Genomic DNA, 20,473 nt, shown 5'->3' with positions numbered 1-20,473 from the left:
TCAAGCGAACAGCGGCCGCCTTGAAGGCATCGCTGTAGGAATACGTCGTTCTGGGGCCGGGCTTTGGCATGGCAACACTCCTGAGGTTAGGTCAGGGTGTCCACTGAACCGTAGGAACTACCGCGTCGGCTTGAATGAATTGTTAGGGGGCACCGCCGCCAATGGCAAGCTCCCCGCCGATACGAACATCTTGGCCGTACTTGAAGCTACGAGACGCTACAACAGTGCCGCTACAAATCAACGAAGCCAGATTGCCTCCGCGTGATGGGCCAACAATGAAGCTCTCACGGAAGTCACCAGAGACAGCGCGCTCAGCCGGAGCAGCACTGGAGCTGACGGCACTGACTGATAAGGTGCAACTGGAGTCAGGCGGTGTGGAGCCAGTGACGTAGAACTGTCCGTCAGCGGGGCCGAAAGAAACGCAGCCGACAAGCACTGCGCAAATGACGATTAAAACTGCCAGCAGTCGCATGAGCTTCCAGTGCCCCCTAACGCCTGAATTAAGCCGACCCGCGAAGCGGGTTGGGTTTGAATGAATTGTTAGAGGTCACCCGCAGGACACCTGCACGCGAGGCGAAGTAATCTGGGAACACAGAGCGCGCCTCTTGCTCCGGAATCACATGCGCTTCGCGTTGATTGAACTGCCACCACGCGCCGCACATGGTGCAGTGATGCAGTTGGGCTTGTGCTGTGGGGGAGTCGGCGACGCGAGCAGGTTGGGCGCTGCCACCCTCAAACAGCGAATACTCGCCGGAGTAGACCCCGCTCTGGCATTTCTCGCATCCCGACTGACTCATCTGTGACCTCTAACGCCTGAATTAAGCCGACCCGCGAAGCGGGTTCGGCTTGAATGAATTGTTAGGCGGCAAGCCGAAGGAATCTCCATACTCTGAAGCCAGTAAACGCAGGTCTTGACCAATACGCCAGTCACTTTCGGGATCGGCGAAATAGAGGATCGAGTAGATATGTCTGCCTATGTTGGATTCGAGCAAGTGCAGTGTCCGACTCCAGCCTGGATGATCGGCAAGGGGCGTGTCAGAGAACTCGAATGAGTTGAGCACAATCTCCATGAGAAGAAACAGTTCATCGTCCGATAGGTCGCTCTGCTCATAGGCCGCCAAGAACTCGTCGATTCTTCCCGGGTTCGCGAGCTCACACTCCGAATCCTGCATCTGGGGGTGAACGGTGAACTCAAATCTACGGGCCAAGCCAGCAATTGCTGCTGCTGTAGGGAACCGCCAAAGAGCCTGAGGGATTTCCATGCCGCCTAACTACAATTAGACCCCTTAGCGGGGCATAGTGCCGACTTTGCATCGGCGGATGCCGGCCGTCAATCAGGGATTTCCTACACGGATCAAGGGTTTCCACCGATAGCGGACGGGGAATGGACCGGGGAGATTTCCGGGTTATCCGGCAAGAAGGCCCCGATATGCAATATCACGGCAAGTCCGCGGCGATATCCGGTACGGATGCAGCGCCGCCCCGGCCGCGGCTGCTGAACGAAGTTCGCACCAGGATGCGGCTCAAACGCTACAGCTTGCGGACGGAGCAAGCGTACCTGTACTGGATTCGCCGGTATATCCGAGAGAGTGGAATGCGCCACCCCAGGGAGATGGATGGCAAGGTGGTGGAGGCCTTCCTGTCGAAACTGGCGCTGCGCGACCACGTCGCGCCCAGCACCCAGAACCAGGCGCTGTCGGCGCTGCTGTTCCTGTACCGGGACGTGCTGGCACTGGATCTTCCGTGGATGGAGAACGTGGTGCGCGCCAAGCGCACGCCGCGGCTGCCCGTCGTACTGTCGCGCACGGAAACAGACAGGCTGCTGGGCCAGCTGTCGGGACGCGATTGGCTGATGGCCGGGCTGCTGTACGGCAGCGGCCTGCGGCTGATGGAATGCCTGCGCCTGCGGGTGAAGGACGTGGACTTCGCTCGCAACGAGATCACGGTGCGCGACGGCAAGGGTGGCAAGGACCGACGGACGATCCTGCCCGCCAGGTTGCGCGATGCGCTGCAGCGGCAGGTGGACGCCGTGCGCATCCTGCACGAGGACGATCTGTCGCACGGGTTCGGCGAAGTCGCGCTGCCGCACGCGCTGGCGCGCAAGTACCCGAGCGCCTCGCGCGCGCTGGCGTGGCAGTACGTATTCCCGGCCCGGCGCCGCAGTGTCGATCCGCGCGACGGCCGCCTCAAGCGCCACCATCTGGACGAGAACGTACTGCAACGCGCGGTCGGGCGCGCGGCGCAGCGCGCGGGACTCGACAAGCCGGTCACGCCGCACGTGCTGCGGCACAGTTTCGCGACGCACATGCTGGAGGCCGGCACTGACATACGCACGATCCAGGAACTGCTGGGGCACAAGGACGTCGCGACCACACAGATCTACACGCACGTGCTCAACCGCGGCGCCGGCGGCGCACTCAGTCCGCTGGACCGCTGACCTTCAACCCTTCGGCAACGGCAAGCCTCCTTGCGCGTTCGCCGCGCGCAGCACAAACCGTATTTCACGTCGGCCACGTGCGCATCCTGCCTCCGCCTTCACGCATGGGCGCTTATCGTACCTTCGCGCCGCAACGGCTTGCACCATGGCGCAAGCCGTTGCAGGCTCACGCCCCTGCACTCCACGTGGCTCCGATGATGCGCGCCTTCCACGCCCTCCGTTTCCCCTGCGTCCTGCTGCCGGCGTTGCTGGCATCGGCCTGCGGCACGACACGGCCCGCCGCCGACCGCGATACGGGCGTGACCTTCATCGTCGTGCGGCATGCCGAGAAGGCCACCGACGATCCCGACGACCCCCACCTCTCCGCGACCGGCCAGGCGCGCGCGGTGAAGCTTGCCCAGCGGCTGCGCGGCGAACCCGTGACGGCCGTGTACGCCACCGAGTTCCGGCGCACGCAGCAGACCGGCCAGCCCACCGCCGACGCGCACGGCCTGCCGGTTTCCGCCTACTACTCCCGGGGACCGGCCGCGGAATCCGCCGCACGCTGGAAGCGGCAGCACGGCCGCGGCACCGTGCTGGTGGTCGGCCACAGCAATACCGTGCCGGAGCTGGTGGCGTCCCTGTGCGACTGCCCGACCGAGCCGATGGACGACACCGAGTACGACCGCCTGTCCATCGTGCGCATCGACAAGGACGGCCGGACCACGCTGGACGTGCAGGCATACGGCGCGCCCGGCCCATGAACCGCGGATTCGGCGATTGGGACGGCAGCATCGAGGATGCCAAGCGCCTGCAACGCCAGCTCGCGGAACAGGTCGTCCTGCGCGACGACTTCGCCGATCCGCCGCGCTGGCTGGCCGGTTTCGATGTGGGATTCGAGCAGGAAGGCGCCATCACCCGCGCCGCAGCGGTGCTGCTCGATGCGGAAAGCCTGCTGCCCGTCGCGTCCGAAGTGGCGCGCGTCGACACCACGATGCCCTATGTGCCCGGCCTGCTGAGTTTCCGCGAATTGCCCGCCCTGCTCGCGGCGCTGGATCGGTTGCCGCACGTGCCCGACCTGGTCTTCGTCGATGGCCAGGGCATCGCGCACCCGCGCCGGCTGGGCATCGCCGCGCACTTCGGCGTGGCCACGGGCCTGCCGGCCATCGGCGTGGCGAAGAAGGTGCTGTGCGGCCGCCATGAGGCGCCCGGCCCGTCGCCCGGCGATCGCACCGCGTTGATCCACCGGGGCGAGCGGATCGGCTGGATGCTGCGCAGCAAGGCGCGCTGCAATCCGCTGGTCGTCTCGCCCGGCCATCGCGTCTCGATGGACAGCGCGGTGGACTGGGTGCTGCGCACGCTGCGCGGCTACCGGCTGCCCGAACCCACGCGGCTGGCGGACCGGATCGCCTCGCGGCGCGGCGACCTGCTCGGCTGAGGCCGGCCGATCGCCGGACCGGCTCAACCCGGCCCCTTGTAGGAGCGCCCTTGGGCGCGATGCTGTTGCGTTTTTGTTCCGGTCGAAAAGCATCGCGCCCAAGGGCGCTCCTACAGGGCGTGCGGACATGGCCATTGGCGCCCCCGCATGCCTCCGATTGGGGATGACGTGCAACGGATCGTTTCCGTATCGTCGTCGGAGAACGCTCTTGCCCATGCCATGCTTTCCCCTCAGACGGAGGACACGCCATGACCACGATCATCTCTCCCCGCGTGCACGACCTCGGCGGCGGCTTCAACGTGCGCCGCGCGGTGCCCAGCCTGCAGGCCCGCAGCGTGGGGCCGTTCGTGTTCGTGGACCACATGGGGCCGGCGGTGTTCGAGCCGGGCCGCGGCATCGACGTGCGGCCGCACCCGCACATCGGGCTGGCGACGGTGACGTTCCTCTGGTCCGGCGCGATCAACCACAAGGACACGCTGGGTTCGGAACAGGTGATCGCGCCGGGCGACGTCAACTGGATGACCGCCGGCCGCGGCATCGCCCATTCCGAGCGCACGCCGGTGGACGTGCGCACCGGCCGGCACGATGTGCACGGCATGCAGACCTGGGTGGCGCTGCCGAAATCGTTCGAGGAAGTCGCGCCGGAATTCCACCACCACGCCGCCGCCGCCCTGCCGGAGCTGCAACGCGATGGCGCACGCCTGCGCGTGATCGCCGGCACGGCCTACGGCGAGGAGTCGCCGGTGAAGGTGTTCAGCGGCACCTTCAACGTCGCCGTCGACCTGCAACCGGATGCCGAGCTGGAGATCGATTCGGGGCACGTGGAGCGCGCGCTCTACGTGCTGGAGGGCGATGCGCAGGTGGACGGCGCGGACATCCCGGAAAAGCACCTGGTCGTCTTCGACCGCGGCAGCCGTCCGGTGCTGCGAGCGAAGACGCCGGTGAAGGGGCTGCTGATGGGCGGCGAGCCGCTGGATGCGCCGCGCCACATGTGGTGGAACTTCGTGTCCAGTTCGAAGGAGCGCATCGAGCAGGCCAAGCAGGACTGGCTGGACGGCCGCTTCGGCCGGATCCCGGGCGAGACCGAGTTCATCCCGCTGCCGGAGCGCTGATCGCGGGGACGATGGCGCGGCGCCTGCCGCCCGGGCGTGATCGTGAGACGTCTCCCATTAGCGCCCGGATCGCGACGACATAACGCAAAGCAAACACTTTTTGTGACCCGGTTCCGCTATGTTGCCGACACCGCCAGCCGGCGGTGCCATTCAACGCATGGGGGTTCCAATGAGTCTTGCGAAGAAACTCACGGCCGAGTTTTTGGGGACGTTCTGGCTGGTGCTGGGCGGTTGCGGCAGCGCGGTGCTGGCGGCCCACGTCGTCGGTGCGGACGGGTATCAGTTCGGCATCGGCTACCTGGGCGTGGCGCTGGCGTTCGGCCTGACCGTGCTGACCGGCGCCTATGCGTTCGGCCATATTTCCGGCGGCCATTTCAACCCGGCGGTCAGCTTCGGCCTGTGGGCCGGCGGCCGCTTCCCGGCCCGGGAACTGGTGCCGTACGTGGCGGCGCAGGTAGTCGGCGGCATCGCGGCCGGCTTCATCCTGTTGCAGATCGCGCAGGGCACCGGCACTTTCAGTCCCGACCCGAACGCGGCGGGCGTGTTCGCCAGCAACGGCTACGGCGCGATGTCGCCGGGCGGCTATTCGGTGGCGGCAGCGTTCCTGACCGAGGTGGTGCTGACCGCGTTCTTCCTGATCGTCATCATGGGTTCCACGCATGGCCGCGCGCCGACGGGCTTCGCCCCGATCGCCATCGGCCTGGCGCTGACGCTGATCCACCTGATCAGCATCCCGGTGACGAATACCTCGGTGAACCCGGCCCGCTCCACCGGCGTGGCGTTGTTCGCCGGCCCCGCCGCCATCGGCCAGTTGTGGCTGTTCTGGCTGGCGCCGATCCTCGGCGGCCTGATCGGCGGCATGCTCTACGGCTGGCTGGGCCGCGACAGGGACTGATCCCCCGATGGCCCGGCCCGGCAGCGGGTCGGGCCTTGCCGTGGCACGGTCCGTCCTGCCCGACGGGCCGGTTGCCTTGCAGTGCAGCATGGACTATGGTCGGGTCGTCTGCCGGACGGGAAACCGGCAGGGAGCGCCGTGGAACGCCTGGGGAGGCGAGCGGTCCGGACCCGCGAGGGGTCATCCACGACGGTCCGTAGTGAAGCCTGCACCAACCATCTGCCACGCGTGGCGATTGTCCAGGGGATGCCTCATGAAGACCTTGCCCGTGCTTTGCCTGCTGTTGTCGTGCCTGTCCGCGTCCGCGTGGGCGCAGCAGACACCGCCGTGCCCCACCCTGCCCGACAGCGCCGGGCTGCAATGGGAGCAGCGCGTCGACCGCAGCTTCATCGCCTGCAAGGCGGTCACCGCCGACGGCCGCCAGGTACTCAACGTGATGCTGACCGCGCGCGACCCCAAGATCAGCCTGGAACGCTCCCTGCGCGCGGAGGAAGGCAACTTCTCCGGCCGCGGGATGTACTGGTATCGGCCGGACCTGGGCGGCCGTGAGATCCCCGGCATGGAATCGCGGCGCATCACTGTGGTGAAACTGGGCAAGGACCAGTACGCGCAGGTCTGGATCGACGCCGAGTCGCCCACGGAACTGGCCTCGCTGCGCGCACTGGCGCAACAGCTGGATGTCAGCGCCACCAGCGCCACGCTGCTGTCCGCCGGCCGCTGAAAACTCTCTGGCCGGGGCCGGTCCGGCCCCGGGGACACCGTCAGAACCGCCCTTCCTGGAAATCGACGAAGGCCTGCATCAGTTCCTGCCGGGTGTTCATGACGAACGGGCCGTGGCGCATCACCGGTTCGCGCAGCGGGCGGCCCGCCACCAGGATCAGCCGCGCGGACTGGCTGCCGGCACGCACGGAAAGCCCATCGCCGCCGCCCAGCACGCCCATCTCGTGCGTTTCCAGCGCGCGCGCCTCATCGCCATCGCCCACCGTCACCGCGCCCTCGAACACGTAGGCGAAGGCGTTGTGGCCTTCGGGCAAGCGGTACTGCCAGGCGTGGCCCGGTTGCAGCGCGATGTCCAGGTAGACCGGATCGGTGGCCGGCTGCGAAATCGGGCCGACGGTGTCGCCGACGGTGCCGGCGATGACCTTCACTTCCACGCCCGTGGCCGGATGCGCCACCGGAATATGGTCGGGGGCGAACTCCTGGTACTTCGGCGCGGTCATCTTCTCGCGCGACGGCAGGTTGACCCACAGCTGGAAGCCGCGCATGCGGCCGGATTCCTGCTCCGGCATTTCCGAATGGATCAGGCCGCGGCCCGCGGTCATCCACTGCACCGCGCCCGGCGTCAGCAGGCCTTCGTTGCCGTGGTTGTCGCGGTGGCGCATGCGCCCGTCCAGCATGTAGGTGACGGTCTCGAAGCCGCGATGCGGATGCTCGGGGAAGCCGGCGATGTAGTCCTCTGCCTGGTCGGTGCCGAACTCGTCCAGCAGCAGGAACGGGTCCAGGTCCGGCAGGTCGGGGCCGCCGATCACGCGCGTCAGCTTGACGCCGGCGCCGTCGGACGTGGCGCGGCCGCGCACCTTGCGGATCACGCGGGCGGGGATGGATTCATTGACGATATTCATGGCGATTCCTCTTGGCTGCCGACAAGATGGCACCGACGGTACCGCTTAGGAACGGCGAATGGCGCAACCTTCTGTTCCAGGCATGCGTGAATCCCCGTTGTGGGAGCGACGTGAGTCGCGATGGGGCTTTACCGGGAGCGCCCGTCGCGACTCGCGTCGCTCCCACAAGGATATCCATTCCGCGAGAGCGCTCAGCCGTTCTCCTGCAAGGCCAGCTGCATGTCGCGCTGGCGGCGCTTCTCCTCGCGGTACATCAGCCACCAGCCCAGCAGCGCGGCCAGCGACACGACCAGGATCATCAGTGTGGCCAGTGCGTTGATCTTCGGGCTCAGGCCCAGCCGCACGGACGAGAACACCTTCATCGGCAGCGTGGTGGAGTTGGGGCCGGCGACGAAGCTGGCGATCACCACGTCGTCCAGCGACAGCGTGAACGCCAGCAGCCAGCCCGACACCAGCGCCGGCGCGATGATCGGCAAGGTGATCAGGAAGAACACCTTGATCCGGTTGGCGCCCAGGTCCATCGCCGCCTCTTCCAGCGACTTGTCCAGCTCGGACAGGCGCGAGGACACCACCACGGTGACGAAGGCCAGGGTGAAGGTGACGTGCGCGATCCAGATCGACAGGATGCCGCGCGGCTGCAGGCCGACCACTTGGCCCAGCGAGACGAACATCAACAGGATCGACAGGCCGATGATGACTTCCGGCATCACCAGCGGCGCGGTGATCAGCGCGCCGAACAGCGTCTTGCCGGGGAAACGGCGCATCCGCGTCATCACCAGCGCCGCCATCGTGCCCAGCACCACCGCCGCGGTGGCGGTCCAGAACGCCACCTTGATGCTGATCCACGCCGCCTGCAGCATCTGCTTGTCGCGGAACAGTTCGCCGTACCACTTGAACGAGAAGCCCGACCACACCGTGGCCAGGCGCGACTCGTTGAACGAGTACACCATCAGGATGACGACCGGCACGTAGAGGAAGGCGAAGCCCAGCCCCAGGATGGTCCAGGTGGTGGCGCGCTGGCGCAGCCGGCTCATGTCAGCCTCCCTTCCATCTCGCGCTGCTGGACCCGGTTGAAGATCAGGATCGGGATCAGCAGCAGGATCAGCATGACGATGGCCACCGCCGAGGCGGCCGGCCAGTCGCGGTTGTTGAAGAACTCGCCCCACAGCACGCGGCCGATCATCAGCGTGTCCGGCCCGCCCAGCAACTCGGGAATGACGAACTCGCCCACCGCCGGGATCATCACCAGCATGCAGCCGGCGATGATGCCGGCCCTGGACAGCGGCAGGGTGATGCGGAAGAACGCCTGCCACGGCTTGGCGCCCAGGTCGTAGGCCGCTTCCAGCAGGCGGTTGTCGTGCTTCACCAGGTTGGTGTACAGCGGCAGCACCATGAACGGCAGGTAGCAGTAGACGATGCCGATGTACGCCGCCATCGGCGTGTAGAGGATCTGCAGCGGCTCGTCGATGACGCCGATCTTCATCAGCAGGTTGTTGATCAGGCCGTTGTTCTTCAGGATGCCTATCCACGCGTACACGCGGATCAGGAACGAGGTCCACGACGGCAGCACCACCAGCATCATCGCGATGTTGCGCGAGGACGGCGGCAGCTTGGCGATGACGTAGGCGATGGGATAGCCGATCAGCAGCGCCAGGAAGGTGGAGATGGCCGCGATCTTGATCGAGCTGAGATAGGCCTGGACGTACTGCGAGTCGGTGAACAGCGCGACGTAGTTGCTCAGGTTCAACTTCATCGTCAGCGCGTTGTCCAGGTACTCCATGATCGGCGTGTACGGCGGCATCGCGATGGCGAGCTTGGAGAACGAGATCTTCAGCACGATCAGGAACGGGATCGCGAAGAACAGCAGCAACCACACGTAGGGCACCGAGATCAGGCCCCAGCGCGGCCCCGGCAGCAGTTTCTTCAGGGATTTGATGTTCATGACGTCAGCACCACGCCGTCGTTGTCGCCCCACCACACCCAGACTTCGTCGTTCCAGGTCAGGCCTTCGCTGGCCCAGCGCTGCACGTTGGCGAAGTTGGCCATGAACTTGTAACCGCTGGGCAACCGCACGTGGTAGACCGAGTGGCTGCCGAAGTAGGCGATGTCCTCGATCACGCCCTTGGCCTTGTTGTACTGCTGGTCAGGCTCCTGCTTGCCGATGCCCAGCTTTTCGGGGCGCACGGCGAAGGACACCTCCTGCCCTTCGAAGCCGGAAATGCCGTGGCCGATGTAGACCGGCACCGGCAACTGCGGCGAACGGATGGTGACGTAGTCGGCCTCGTCCTCCTCCACCACGCCGTCGATCAGGTTCACCGAGCCGATGAACTCGGCGGCGAAGCGGCTGGTGGGCTGTTCGTAGATCTCGTCCGGCGTGCCGACCTGGCGGATCCAGCCCTGGTCCATCAGCGCGATGCGGGTGGCCATGGTCATGGCCTCTTCCTGGTCGTGGGTGACCATCACGCAGGTCACGCCCGACTTCTCGATGATGCTGACCAGCTCCAGCTGCATCTGCGAGCGCAGCTTCTTGTCCAGCGCGCCCATCGGCTCGTCCAGCAGCAGCATCTTCGGCCCCTTGGCCAGCGAGCGCGCCAGCGCCACGCGCTGCTGCTGGCCGCCGGACAGCTGGTGCGGCTTGCGCTTGGCCAGCTTGCCCAGCTGCACCAGCGCCAGCATCTCCTCGACGCGCTTCCTGATCGCGTCCTTCGACAGCCCATCCTGCTTCAGGCCGAAGGCGATGTTCTGCTCCACCGTCATGTGCGGGAACAGCGCGTACGACTGGAACATCATGTTGATCGGCCGCTCGTACGGCGGCAGGTCGTTGAGCAATTGCCCGTCAAGGTAGATCTTGCCAGCGGTCGGTTTCTCGAACCCCGCCAGGCAGCGCAGCAGCGTGGACTTGCCGCTGCCCGACCCGCCCAGCAGCGCGAAGATCTCGCCCTTGCGGATGCTCAGGTTGGTGTCGTCGACGGCGACGAAGCCGTCGAACTCCTTGCGCACGTCCACGATGCGCAGGTAACCCTCGGCGCCGTCCTTGCCGTTCTGCGCCGTGTCCTTGCTGGTGCCGTTGCCCTGTTCTGCCGCCATGTGAGTCTCATCCAGATGGTGAAGTCGCCCGCTGCGCGGGCCGTGGGGAAGCGAAGCCGCACGGGTTGCGGGAAGAGAACAGGCTTGCCTATCTCCCCCGCAACGCCGGAGGCGCGGCCCGCCCTTTGCCTGCCCCCGCGCTTACTTTCCGGTCTTCAGTTCCGTCCAGATACGGGTGTACTGGCGATCCACTTCCGGCGGGATGATGGCGAACGTGAACAGCTTGGCTTCCACATCGGCCGGCGGATAGATGGTCGGGTCCTCGGTGATGCTCTTGTCCATCAACGCCTTCGCCTTGGGAACGGCATTGGGGAAACTGATGAAGTTGGAGTTGTCGGCCATCACCTGCGGGTCCAGCAGGTAGTTGATGAAGGCGTAGGCGTTGTCGACATTCTTGGCGTCCTTGGGAATGGACAGCATGTCGAACCACTGCGGCGCGCCTTCCCTGGGGATGGCGTAGGCGATGTCGACGCCGTTGCCCGACTCGGCCGCGCGGTCGCGGGCCTGGATGATGTCGCCGGACCAACCGATCACCAGGCAGGTGTCGCCGTTGGCCAGGGCGTCGATGTATTGCGAGGAGTGGAAGTTGGCGATGTGCGGGCGGATGGTCTTCAGCAGCGCGGCGGCCTTGTCGATCGTCGCCGGATCGGTGCTGTTGGGATCCTCGCCCAGGTAGTTCAGCGCGATCGGGATGATTTCCGAGGGCGTGTCCAGCAGGGTGACGCCGCAATCCTTCAGCTTGGCGACGTTCTCCGGCTTGAACACGATGTCCAGGCTGTTGGCGATGTCGGTGTCGCCGAATACGGCCTTCACCTTGTCCACGTTGTAGCCGATGCCGGTGGTGCCCCACATGTAGGGGACGGCGTACTCGTTGCCGGGATCCTGGCTCTCCAGCCGCTGCATGACGGCCGGGTCGAGGTTGGCGTAGTTGGGGATCTTGCTCTTGTCCAGCGGCAGGAACACGCCCGCCTGGATCTGCCGGCCGAGGAAGTTCAGCGTCGGCACCACCACGTCGTAGCCGCTGGAGCCGGCCAGCAGCTTGGTCTCCAGCACCTCGTTGCTGTCGAAGACGTCGTAGGTCACCTTGATGCCGGTGGCCTTCTCGAAGTTGGGGATGGTGTCGTCGGCGATGTAGTCCGACCAGTTGTAGACGTTGACCTGCTTGCCGCCGCCAGCGGCGGCGCCATCGCCGCCGGACTTTCCGCCGCAGGCGGCCAGCGTACACAGGGCCAGGGTGGTCGCCAAAACGCGCAGTTTCATCAATCTCTCTCCTTTCGGGCCGCAAGGGCTGCTTGATGGGTCCTGGCGCTGCCTTGGCAGACACCCAGGCTTGCTGTCGATCCAATGGCCTGTTCCTTGCCGGCGTACTCCCCTTTCCCCTCCCCCGTGCCACGGTCCCGGCCGTCTGCCGGGACTGCGCCACTTTACTTTCGTTGCCGACGCGGCGGGCGCGCCGCCGCGTCCTGTCCTCTACTCAACGACCGGTCTTGAGTTCGGTCCAGATGCGCGTGTACTGGCGGTCCACTTCCGGCGGCAGCACCGCGAAGGTGAACAGCTTGGCGTCCACTTCGGCGGGTGGATAGATGCTGGTGTCGTCGCGGATCTCTTCATCCACCATCGGCTTGGACGCCGGCACCGGATTGGGATAGGTCACGTAGTTGGTGTTGGCCGCGGCCACTTCCGGTTCCAGCAGGTAGTTGATGAAGGCGTAGGCGTTGTCGACGTTCTTCGCGTCCTTGGGGATCGCCAGCATGTCGAACCACTGCGGCGCGCCTTCCTTCGGGATCGAATAGGCCACATCGACGCCGTTGCCCGCCTCGGCGGCGCGGTCGCGCGCCTGGATGATGTCGCCGGACCAGCCCACCACCAGACAGACGTCGCCGTTGGCCAGGTCGTTGATGTACGAGGACGAATGGAAATTGCGGATGTACGGGCGGATGCCCTTCAGCAGCGCGGCGGCCTTGTCGATCACCGCCGGATCGAAGCTGTGCGGGTCCTCGCCCAGGTAGTTCAGCGCGATCGGGATCAATTCCGACGGCGTGTCCAGCACGGTGATGCCGCAATCCTTCAGTTTGGCCGCGTTCTCCGGCTTGAACACCACGTCCCAGCTGTCGACCACGTCGGTGTCGCCGAAGATGGCCTGCACCTTGTCCACGTTGTAGCCGATACCGCTGGTGCCCCACAGGTACGGCACCGCGTACTGGTTGCCCGGGTCCTGCAGCGCGATGCGCCTGAGCATTTCCGGGTCGAGGTTCTGCAGGTTGGGGATCCTGGACTTGTCCAGCGGCAGGAACACGCCGGCCTGGATCTGCCGCCCCAGGAAGCTCAGCGACGGCACCACCACGTCGTAGCCGCTGGAGCCGGCCAGCAGCTTGGTCTCCACCATTTCGTCGCTGTCGAACACGTCGTAGGTGACCTTGATGCCGGTGGCCTTCTCGAAGTTGGGCAGCGTGTCCTCGGCGATGTAGTCGGACCAGTTGTAGACGTTGAGGCTCTTGGACGACCCCGCGGCCTGGTCGTCCTTTCCGCCACAGGCGGCCAGCACGCAGGCGGCCAGTACGACTGTCAGGGTTTTCAGCTTCATCATCTCGTTCTCTCCAGGAGCGAAGGGGGAAGGGATGCGGCCATCATACGCCCGGGTACCGCCGCGTGAGGCACCCGGCGGCCTCACACTTCCGATGGCCGGCGACGGCTACAGGCCCAGGTCCTCCGCGGTGGCATCGAGCGCCTTCCATGTCTTCTCGAACAGTTCGTCCACCTGCGCACGGGTGATGATCAGCGGCGGCGACAGCAGCATGGCGTCCCAGGTCGCGCGCAGGATCAACCCGTTGCTCAGCGCGTGGTCGCGGCAGCGCGGACCGACCGTGCCACGCTCGGGAAAGAACGCGCGCTTGCGCTTGTCGGGCACCAGTTCCAGCGCGCCCACCATGCCGGCGATGCGCGCCTGGCCGACGATGCGGTGCTCGCCCAGCTCGGCCCAGCGCTGGGCCAGGTACGGGGCGACCTCGTTCTTCGCGCGCTCGACGATCTTCTCGTCCTGCAGGATGCGGATGTTCTCCAGCGCCACCGCGGCGCAGACCGGATGGCCGGAATACGTGGCGCCATGCGCCAGTTCGCCGCCCTGCTCCTTCAGTACCTTCGCCACGCGGTCGTTGAACATCGCCGCGCCCAGCGGGATGTAGCCGGAGGTGATGCCCTTGGCCACCGGCATGATGTCGGGCTGGAAGCCGAAGTACTGCGAGCCGAACCACTCGCCGGTGCGGCCGAAGCCGCAGATCACTTCGTCGGCCACCAGCAGCACGTCGTACTGGCGGCAGATGCGCTCGATCTCCGGCCAGTAGGTCCTGGGCGGAATGTAGACGCCGATGGCGCCCATGATGGGCTCGCCGATGAAGGCGGCCACGCGTTCCGGCCCCAGTTCCAGGATCTTCTGCTCCAGCCGGCGCGCGGCGACCAGGCCGTACTCGTCTTCGCCCAGGTCGCCGCCGTCGGCGAACCAGAACGGCGGATCGATGTGGTGGATGTCCGGGATCGGCAGCCCGCCCTGCTTGTGCATGCCCTTCATGCCGCCCAGGCTGGCGCCGGCCATGGTGGTGCCGTGGTAGCCGTCGTGGCGGCCGATGAAGATGTTCTTCCGCGGCTGGTCCTGCACCGCCCAGAAATGCCGCACCATCCGCAGGATGGTGTCGTTGGCCTCGGAACCGGAATTGACGAAGAAGGAATGGTTGAGGTCGCCCGGCGCCAGTTCCGCCAGCTTGGCGGCCAACTGGATGGTCGGCTCCGTCGTGCACTGGAAGAAACTGTTGTAGTAGGCCAACTGCGTCATCTGCTTCGACGCGGCCTCGCCCAGCTCCCTGCGGCCATAGCCGATGTTGACGCACCACAGCCCGGCGAAGGCGTCGAGCAGCTGGTTGCCCTCGGCGTCCCACACATAGCAACCCTCGCCGCGGGTCAGGATGCGCGTGCCCCTCTTCGCCAACGCGGCATTGTCGTTGAACGGGTGCAGGTGATGCTCGGCGTCGAGCTGTTGCAAGGTGCGGGTGTCGAGTCGGGTCATGTAGGCTCCATTGATTCGAGCCCCTCTCCCACCGGGAGAGGGGTTGGGGTGAGGGTCCGGCGGAATCGTCGAGGCGAACCATCATGGTTTCGCCGAACCCTCATCCGGCGCTTCGCGCCACCTTCTCCCAGAGGGAGAAGGGAACAGCATTCAGACGTTCAACAACAGGAATTCCCGCTCCCACGAACTGATCACGCGGAAGAAGGTCTCGTATTCCTTGCGTTTCACCGACACGTAGGCGCGCACGAAGCGGGCGCCCATCAGCTCCTGCAGCGGCTTGCAGGCTTCCAACTGGTCCAGCGCCTCGCCCAGCGAGCGCGGCAGCTCGAAGCCGAAATCCTGCGCACTGCCGGCCAGCGGTTCGGTCGGCTTGAGCTGTTCGCGGATGCCCAGCAGGCCGCAGGCCAGCGTGCCGGCCATGGCCAGGTAGGGATTGGCGTCGGAGCCGGCGAAGCGGCTTTCCACGCGCATGTTCTCCGGCGTGTCCATCGGCACGCGCAGGCCGCAGGTGCGGTTGTCGTAGCCCCACTGCACGTTGATCGGCGCCACCTGCCCCAGCGCCAGCCGGCGATAGGAATTGACGTTGGGGCCGAAGAACGCCATCGCCATCGGCACGTACTTCTGCAGGCCGCCCAGGTAGTGCGCGAACAGCTTGCTGGACTTGCCTTCGGTCTTGCCGGTGAAGACGTTGCGGCCGCTCTTCATGTCCACCAGGCTCTGGTGGATGTGCATGGCGCTGCCCGGCTCGTTCTCCATCGGCTTGGCCAGGAAGGTAGCGTACACGCCGTGGCGCATCGCCGCCTCGCGCATGGTGCGCTTGAACAGGAACACCTGGTCGGCGCGCGACAGTGCATCGTCGTGGGTGAAGTTGACCTCCAGCTGGGCGGCGCCGGATTCGTGGATCAGCGTGTCCACGTCCAGTTCCATCGCCTCGCAGTAGTCGTACATCAGGTCGAGGATCGGGTCGAACTCGTTCACCGCGTCGATGGAATACGACTGGCGCGCGGTCTCCGGGCGCCCCGAGCGGCCGGCCGGCGGCAGCAGCGGGAAATCCGGGTCGGTGTTCTTCTGCACCAGGAAGAATTCCAGCTCCGGCGCCACCACCGGGCGCAGGCCCTCCTTCTCGTAGGCGGCCAGCACGCGGCGCAGCACGTTGCGCGGCGCCAGCTCGTGCGGCTTGCCTTCCTTGGTGTAGCAGTCGTGGATGACCTGCGCGGTGGGATCGGTCGCCCACGGCACCATCCGCACGGTGTCCGGGTCCGGCCGCAGGAACATGTCCGAATCCGACGGCGAGGTCAGTTCGTAGTAGTCGTCCGGATAATCGCCGGTGACGGTGGTGGCGAAGATGCCTTCCGGCAAGCGGGTGCCGTAGTCGTGGCTGAACTTGTCGGCCGGGATGATCTTGCCGCGCGCGTTGCCGGTGATGTCGGGCACCAGGCATTCCACCTCGGTGATGCGGCGCTCCTTCAGCCACCGTCGCAACGAGCTTTCGGCCGGCTCGGCCGCCGTGGTCTTCTTTCGCTGGGGCTGTCGCTGGCTCATGGTTCACATCGCAGGTCGTTGCGCCGCGCGTGCGCGGCAGGCGTCGCCAAAGGCCCTGAAAAGGCCCAGGTAGAACGGGTTTTCGGTGACTCTCCACTCCGGGTGCCACTGCACGGCCAGCATGAAGGCCGGTCCGTCGCGGCGGAACGCTTCGATCAGGCCGTCCGGCGCGATGGCCTCCACCGCCAGTCCCTCGCCCAGCCGGCGCAGGCCTTGGCCATGCAGCGAATTGACCGTCGCCGCATCCGTGCCGGCGATGCCCGCCAGCAGGCCGCCGGCCGCCAGCGCGACGTCGTGCGCCGGCCCGTACTGCACGTCCAGCGGCGCATCCTTGTCCTCGCGATGGTCCATGAAGCCCGGCTGCTCGTGCACCTTCTGGTACAGGCTGCCGCCGAAGGCGATGTTGGCTTCCTGGAAACCGCGGCAGATCGCCAGCACCGGCACGCCCATCTCCACGGCCAGCGGGATCAGCGGCAGGTTGGTGGCGTCGCGGCGCGGGTCCAGCAGGTTGCCTTCGTAGCTGGATTCGTCGCTGTAATGGTGCGGCTCGATGTTGCTGACCGCGCCGGTCAGCAGCAGGCCGTCCAGTCCTTCCAGCACCTCGCGCAACGGCAGCACCGGTTCCAGCGTGGGCACCAGCAGCGGCAGGCAACCGGCGCCGTCCACCACCGCGCGGACATACTTCTCGCCGACGGCGAGGAACGGGTGGGCACCGATTTGCTTGTGGTCGGTCGGCAGACCGACCCGCGGCAGGCGGGTCATGCGGGAAGCCCGGGTGGCTTGTCCGCACGTTAACCCGGCCGTTTTATTTTTACAACACACGCCATGGAAATGACGCTTGAAGGGCCTGATTGGTGCGTGGCGGCACCAAGTTCGGGCATTTCCGCGACTATCGTCACTCACGGGCGTTGAGTATTCTTGACGCGCCCTGCCCTCTGCTAAGCTGCCCCGCAGCCCTCCGGAACGCCACCATGCGCCTCGATCCCGCCGCTTCCGTCCTGCCCGACGACGATGCCCGCACCCTCCAGGGCATCTCCGGCTGCGAGCAGGTGGACCTGCTGCTGCCGGACATGAACGGCCTGCTGCGCGGCAAGCGCATCACCCGCGACGCGCTGGAAAAGGTCTACCGCGACGGCGTGTGCCTGCCCATGTCGCTGATCGCCACCGACATCACCGGCAACACGGTGGAGGAAACCGGCCTGGGCTACGACATAGGCGACGAGGACCGGGTCTGCAGGCCGGTAGCGGGTTCGCTGCGCACGGTGCCGTGGTCGCCGCGTCCCGCCGCGCAACTGCTGCTGAGCATGGAGGACGCGCAGGGCGGCATGTTCGAGGCCAACCCGCGCGAAGTATTGAAGCGCGTGCTGGCCCGCTACGCCGCGCGCGGGCTGAAGCCGGTGGTGGCGGTGGAACTGGAGTTCTACCTGTTCGACCAGCGCCTGGACGACAGCGGCCGCCCCCGCACTTCGATCAACCCGGCGACCGGCCGGCGCAACATCAGCACGCAGGTCTACTACATGGAAGACCTGAACGACTACCGCGGCTTCACCGACGCGGTGGCCGCCGCCTGCCGCGCGCAACGCATCCCCGCCGACACCGCGGTGGCCGAATACGCGCCGGGGCAGTTCGAGATCAACCTCAAGCACCGCGACGACGCGCTGCTGGCCTGCGACGACGCCATCTACCTGAAGCGCGCGATCAAGGCCGTCGCGCAGCAGCAGGGGCTGCAGGCCAGCTTCATGGCCAAGCCGTTCGCCGAACAGGCCGGCAGCGGCCTGCACATCCACGCCAGCGTGCTGGACCGCGACGGCCGCAACATCTTCGCCTCGTCGCCGGACGCGCCGGCCGACGCGCTCAGGCACGCCATCGGCGGCCTGCAGCGCAGCGACCAGGACTGCCTGCTGCTGTTCGCCCCGCACGCCAACAGCTACCGCCGCTTCGTGTTGAACGCGTTCGTGCCGCTCAACGATGTGTGGGGCTACAACAACCGCACCGTCGCGATGCGCATCCCGCACAGCGACGAAACCAACACCCGCATCGAACACCGCATCGCCGGCGCCGACGCCAACGTCTACCTGGTCGCCGCCGCCGTGCTGGCCGGCATGCTGCACGGCATCGAGAACGGCTTCGACCCTGGCCCGCCCATCGTCGGCAACGCCTACGAGCAGACCGAGAACCGCACGCCGTTCTGGCGCGACGCCATCCGCGACTTCATGGCCAGCGATTTCATCAGCCAGCAGTTCGGCGAACCGTTCCGCCACATCTACGGCCAGCAGAAGCTCAAGGAAATGCACAGCTTCTACACCCAGGTCACCGACCTGGAGTACGCCTGGTACCTGCGGGCGGTGTGATGCGGCGCGGACTTGCCCCACCCGTGATTTCCCAACCGTCATCCCGGCGCACGCCGGGACCCAGCGCCTTATGCTCTCCGCATGGACGGCAGCGAAGTCAGAAGCAAAGGCAAAGACACGGGATTCCAGCATGCACCGGAACGACGGCGTGAGGAATGCATGAGCATTCCCTCTGACCTCAGCTGGAATACCCCTGGTACCCACGGGCAGTGCGATGCGGTGCAGACTTACCCCACCCGTGATGTCCCAACCGTCATCCCGGCGCAAGCCGGGACCCAGCGCCTTTGCTCTCCGCAAGGACGGCAGCACAGGCAAGGGCAAAGGCAAAGACACTGGATTCCGGTATGCGCCGGAACGACGGCGTGGGGAACGCATGAGCGCCCCCCTGCCCTCAGTTGGAATACGCCCGGCACCTGCAAGCGGTGCGATGCGGTGCAGACTTACCCCACCCGTGATGTCCCAACCGTCATCCCGGCGCACGCCGGGACCCAGCGCCTTTGCTTGTCCACTGTGACGACAGGACAGGCAGGAGCAAGCGCAACGGCACTGGATTCCGGCTTGACCAGCCATTCGGCTGTTGAAAGCCGCCGGAACGACGGAATGGGGTCTGCATGAGTTCCGGTAGCTACCCACCCAGTTGGTACGCCGCCAGCGCCACCCCGCTGCCGGAGCAGCCGACGCTGCAGGGCCGCACCGACGCGGACGTCTGCATCCTCGGTGCCGGCTATACCGGGCTGTCCGCCGCGCTGGAACTGGCCGAAGCCGGCTACCGCGTCGTGGTGCTGGAAGCCGAACGCATCGGCTGGGGCGCCTCCGGACGCAATGGCGGACAGGCCATCGCCGGCTTCAGTTGCGGCGAGGCGAAGCTGGAAGCGCTGGCCGGCTTCGCGGATGCGCGAAAGATGTTCGACCTGTCGCGCGAAGGCCTGCGATGGCTGCGCGACCGCATCGACCGACACGGCATCGCCTGCGACTGGCGTGACGGCCACGCGCAGGTACCGATCAAGCCGCGGCAGGAGCGCGAACTGCGGGCGGCGATGGAAGAGCTGGGAACGCGCTACGACTACCCGGTGGAGTGGTGGAGCCGGGAACGTCTGCGCGAACAGCTCGCCAGCGACCGCTATCTGGGCGCGCTGTACGATCCCAACAGCGGCCACCTGCATCCGCTGGAATACGCGCTGGGCCTGGCGCGCGCGGCGATGGCGGCCGGTGTGCGCATCTTCGAGCATTCGCGGGTGACCGAACTGGTGCGCGGCCGCCATCCGGTGCTGAAGACGGCCCAGGGCGAAGTCCGCTGCGGTTTCGCGGTGATCGCCGGCAACGCGCTGCTGCGCGGCATCGCGCCGGAACTGGAATCGCGGGCGATGCCGGTGGGCACCTATATCGCCGCCACCGTGCCGCTGGGCGAGGAACGCGCGCGCGCGCTGATCCGCAACGACATGGCGGTGGCCGACACCAACTGGGCGCTGGACTACTACCGGCTCAGCCGCGACCACCGCCTGCTGTTCGGCGGCCGCGCCAGCTACTCCACCCTGCCGCCGCCCAACCTGCGCGGCGTGATGACGCGCCGGATGCGCCGCGTGTTCCCGCAACTGCACGACGTGGGCATCGAGTACCTCTGGGGCGGCATGATCGACATCTCGCTGAACCGCGCCCCGCACTGGGGCCGGCTGACCCCGCAGGTCTACTTCGCCCAGGGCTTCTCGGGCCATGGCGTCATCGCCACCGGTTTGGCCGGCAAGCTGATCGCCGAGGCGATCCGGGGGCAGTCCGAACGGCTGGACCTGTTCGCGAAGATTCCGCACCGCCCCTTCCCCGGCGGCCGCGCCCTGCGCACACCGCTGCTGGTGGCCGCGATGGCCTGGTACAAGCTGCGCGACGCGCTCTGGTGAACCCTGGCGCCGCGGAACGATTTTCGTGACACGGCTCTCAAGTCCCAGGGGCGCCGGCCGA

The 20,473-nt window shown here is 66.5% G+C and carries 18 protein-coding genes; 8 read left to right on the top strand and 10 right to left on the bottom strand.

All coding sequences use genetic code 11. The annotated features are described in order from the left end of the window. Window positions 1–818 precede the first annotated feature (818 nt). The gene (locus tag AAD027_RS13175; RefSeq protein WP_341726473.1) at window positions 819–1,262 is read right to left on the bottom strand and encodes a hypothetical protein; all 444 of its coding nucleotides are present in this window, start codon (window positions 1,260–1,262) and stop codon (window positions 819–821) included. Between the two features lie 167 nt (window positions 1,263–1,429). On the opposite strand from AAD027_RS13175, the gene AAD027_RS13170 reads away from it, so the two are divergent. The 6 genes from AAD027_RS13170 (at window position 1,430) to AAD027_RS13145 (ending at window position 6,582) form a co-directional block, all read left to right on the top strand. Next, window positions 1,430–2,437, top strand: a complete 1,008-nt coding sequence (locus AAD027_RS13170; protein WP_341726472.1) for an integron integrase — start codon at window positions 1,430–1,432, stop codon at window positions 2,435–2,437. A 197-nt stretch (window positions 2,438–2,634) separates the two neighbouring features. Next, window positions 2,635–3,180: a SixA phosphatase family protein gene (locus AAD027_RS13165; protein WP_341726471.1), complete on the top strand. Its 546-nt coding sequence runs from the start codon at window positions 2,635–2,637 to the stop codon at window positions 3,178–3,180. Further along, window positions 3,177–3,854, top strand: coding sequence for a deoxyribonuclease V (nfi, locus tag AAD027_RS13160; protein ID WP_341726470.1), 678 nt, complete (start codon window positions 3,177–3,179; stop codon window positions 3,852–3,854). The genes AAD027_RS13165 and nfi overlap by 4 nt, the downstream gene beginning before the upstream one ends. Window positions 3,855–4,102: 248 nt before the next feature. After that, complete coding sequence (locus tag AAD027_RS13155) at window positions 4,103–4,966, top strand: pirin family protein (protein WP_341726469.1); 864 nt, start codon at window positions 4,103–4,105, stop codon at window positions 4,964–4,966. 169 nt (window positions 4,967–5,135) lie between these two features. Continuing rightward, window positions 5,136–5,861, top strand: coding sequence for an aquaporin Z (aqpZ, locus tag AAD027_RS13150; RefSeq protein ID WP_341726468.1), 726 nt, complete (start codon window positions 5,136–5,138; stop codon window positions 5,859–5,861). Window positions 5,862–6,114: 253 nt separating this feature from the next. Then, window positions 6,115–6,582, top strand: coding sequence for a hypothetical protein (locus tag AAD027_RS13145; protein ID WP_341726467.1), 468 nt, complete (start codon window positions 6,115–6,117; stop codon window positions 6,580–6,582). Between the two features lie 40 nt (window positions 6,583–6,622). Here AAD027_RS13145 and AAD027_RS13140 read toward each other — a convergent pair whose 3' ends face one another. From AAD027_RS13140 to AAD027_RS13100, 9 genes are all read right to left on the bottom strand, one after another. Further along, the gene (locus tag AAD027_RS13140) at window positions 6,623–7,483 is read right to left on the bottom strand and encodes a pirin family protein (RefSeq protein WP_341726466.1); all 861 of its coding nucleotides are present in this window, start codon (window positions 7,481–7,483) and stop codon (window positions 6,623–6,625) included. Between the two features lie 191 nt (window positions 7,484–7,674). Then, window positions 7,675–8,517 carry an ABC transporter permease subunit gene (locus AAD027_RS13135; protein WP_341726465.1) on the bottom strand — a complete coding sequence of 281 codons (843 nt, stop codon included), beginning with the start codon at window positions 8,515–8,517 and terminating at the stop codon, window positions 7,675–7,677. Further along, window positions 8,514–9,425: an ABC transporter permease subunit gene (locus AAD027_RS13130; RefSeq protein ID WP_341726464.1), complete on the bottom strand. Its 912-nt coding sequence runs from the start codon at window positions 9,423–9,425 to the stop codon at window positions 8,514–8,516. The genes AAD027_RS13135 and AAD027_RS13130 overlap by 4 nt, the downstream gene beginning before the upstream one ends. Beyond that, window positions 9,422–10,570 (bottom strand): ABC transporter ATP-binding protein, encoded by a 1,149-nt coding sequence (locus AAD027_RS13125; RefSeq protein ID WP_341726463.1) that lies wholly within the window; start codon window positions 10,568–10,570, stop codon window positions 9,422–9,424. The genes AAD027_RS13130 and AAD027_RS13125 overlap by 4 nt, the downstream gene beginning before the upstream one ends. Before the next feature lie 141 nt (window positions 10,571–10,711). Next, entirely contained in the window at window positions 10,712–11,830 is a 1,119-nt protein-coding gene (locus AAD027_RS13120; RefSeq protein WP_341726462.1) for a polyamine ABC transporter substrate-binding protein, read from the bottom strand. Between the two features lie 214 nt (window positions 11,831–12,044). After that, window positions 12,045–13,154 carry a polyamine ABC transporter substrate-binding protein gene (locus AAD027_RS13115; RefSeq protein ID WP_341726461.1) on the bottom strand — a complete coding sequence of 370 codons (1,110 nt, stop codon included), beginning with the start codon at window positions 13,152–13,154 and terminating at the stop codon, window positions 12,045–12,047. Window positions 13,155–13,262: 108 nt separating this feature from the next. Next, window positions 13,263–14,627, bottom strand: coding sequence for an aspartate aminotransferase family protein (locus tag AAD027_RS13110; RefSeq protein WP_341726460.1), 1,365 nt, complete (start codon window positions 14,625–14,627; stop codon window positions 13,263–13,265). A 150-nt stretch (window positions 14,628–14,777) separates the two neighbouring features. Continuing rightward, window positions 14,778–16,169 carry a glutamine synthetase family protein gene (locus AAD027_RS13105; RefSeq protein WP_341726459.1) on the bottom strand — a complete coding sequence of 464 codons (1,392 nt, stop codon included), beginning with the start codon at window positions 16,167–16,169 and terminating at the stop codon, window positions 14,778–14,780. Between the two features lie 3 nt (window positions 16,170–16,172). After that, window positions 16,173–16,931, bottom strand: coding sequence for a gamma-glutamyl-gamma-aminobutyrate hydrolase family protein (locus AAD027_RS13100; protein WP_341726458.1), 759 nt, complete (start codon window positions 16,929–16,931; stop codon window positions 16,173–16,175). A gap of 209 nt (window positions 16,932–17,140) precedes the next feature. Here AAD027_RS13100 and AAD027_RS13095 point away from each other — a divergent pair, with 209 nt between their 5' ends. Both AAD027_RS13095 and AAD027_RS13090 read left to right on the top strand, forming a co-directional pair. Further along, a complete protein-coding gene (locus AAD027_RS13095) occupies window positions 17,141–18,520 on the top strand; it encodes a glutamine synthetase family protein (protein WP_341726457.1) in 1,380 nt (459 codons plus the stop codon). Between the two features lie 611 nt (window positions 18,521–19,131). Beyond that, window positions 19,132–20,412 (top strand): NAD(P)/FAD-dependent oxidoreductase, encoded by a 1,281-nt coding sequence (locus AAD027_RS13090; RefSeq protein WP_341726456.1) that lies wholly within the window; start codon window positions 19,132–19,134, stop codon window positions 20,410–20,412. Window positions 20,413–20,473: the final 61 nt, after the last annotated feature.

Source organism: Pseudoxanthomonas putridarboris (genome assembly GCF_038321125.1).
In the GTDB taxonomy this organism is placed as follows: domain Bacteria; phylum Pseudomonadota; class Gammaproteobacteria; order Xanthomonadales; family Xanthomonadaceae; genus Pseudoxanthomonas_A; species Pseudoxanthomonas_A putridarboris.
The sequence above is the reverse complement of the archived record's forward strand: the minus strand, read 5'-3'. Positions and strand labels throughout refer to the sequence as shown.

Bases quoted from the DNA above. Each gene is read 5' to 3' on its own strand.
- AAD027_RS13175 (WP_341726473.1), bottom strand. From the start codon at position 1,262: ATGGAAATCCCTCAGGCTCTTTGGCGGTTCCCTACAGCAGCAGCAATT.
- AAD027_RS13170 (WP_341726472.1), top strand. From the start codon at position 1,430: ATGCAATATCACGGCAAGTCCGCGGCGATATCCGGTACGGATGCAGCG.
- AAD027_RS13165 (WP_341726471.1), top strand. From the start codon at position 2,635: ATGCGCGCCTTCCACGCCCTCCGTTTCCCCTGCGTCCTGCTGCCGGCG.
- nfi (WP_341726470.1), top strand. From the start codon at position 3,177: ATGAACCGCGGATTCGGCGATTGGGACGGCAGCATCGAGGATGCCAAG.
- AAD027_RS13155 (WP_341726469.1), top strand. From the start codon at position 4,103: ATGACCACGATCATCTCTCCCCGCGTGCACGACCTCGGCGGCGGCTTC.
- aqpZ (WP_341726468.1), top strand. From the start codon at position 5,136: ATGAGTCTTGCGAAGAAACTCACGGCCGAGTTTTTGGGGACGTTCTGG.
- AAD027_RS13145 (WP_341726467.1), top strand. From the start codon at position 6,115: ATGAAGACCTTGCCCGTGCTTTGCCTGCTGTTGTCGTGCCTGTCCGCG.
- AAD027_RS13140 (WP_341726466.1), bottom strand. From the start codon at position 7,483: ATGAATATCGTCAATGAATCCATCCCCGCCCGCGTGATCCGCAAGGTG.
- AAD027_RS13135 (WP_341726465.1), bottom strand. From the start codon at position 8,517: ATGAGCCGGCTGCGCCAGCGCGCCACCACCTGGACCATCCTGGGGCTG.
- AAD027_RS13130 (WP_341726464.1), bottom strand. From the start codon at position 9,425: ATGAACATCAAATCCCTGAAGAAACTGCTGCCGGGGCCGCGCTGGGGC.
- AAD027_RS13125 (WP_341726463.1), bottom strand. From the start codon at position 10,570: ATGGCGGCAGAACAGGGCAACGGCACCAGCAAGGACACGGCGCAGAAC.
- AAD027_RS13120 (WP_341726462.1), bottom strand. From the start codon at position 11,830: ATGAAACTGCGCGTTTTGGCGACCACCCTGGCCCTGTGTACGCTGGCC.
- AAD027_RS13115 (WP_341726461.1), bottom strand. From the start codon at position 13,154: ATGAAGCTGAAAACCCTGACAGTCGTACTGGCCGCCTGCGTGCTGGCC.
- AAD027_RS13110 (WP_341726460.1), bottom strand. From the start codon at position 14,627: ATGACCCGACTCGACACCCGCACCTTGCAACAGCTCGACGCCGAGCAT.
- AAD027_RS13105 (WP_341726459.1), bottom strand. From the start codon at position 16,169: ATGAGCCAGCGACAGCCCCAGCGAAAGAAGACCACGGCGGCCGAGCCG.
- AAD027_RS13100 (WP_341726458.1), bottom strand. From the start codon at position 16,931: ATGACCCGCCTGCCGCGGGTCGGTCTGCCGACCGACCACAAGCAAATC.
- AAD027_RS13095 (WP_341726457.1), top strand. From the start codon at position 17,141: ATGCGCCTCGATCCCGCCGCTTCCGTCCTGCCCGACGACGATGCCCGC.
- AAD027_RS13090 (WP_341726456.1), top strand. From the start codon at position 19,132: ATGAGTTCCGGTAGCTACCCACCCAGTTGGTACGCCGCCAGCGCCACC.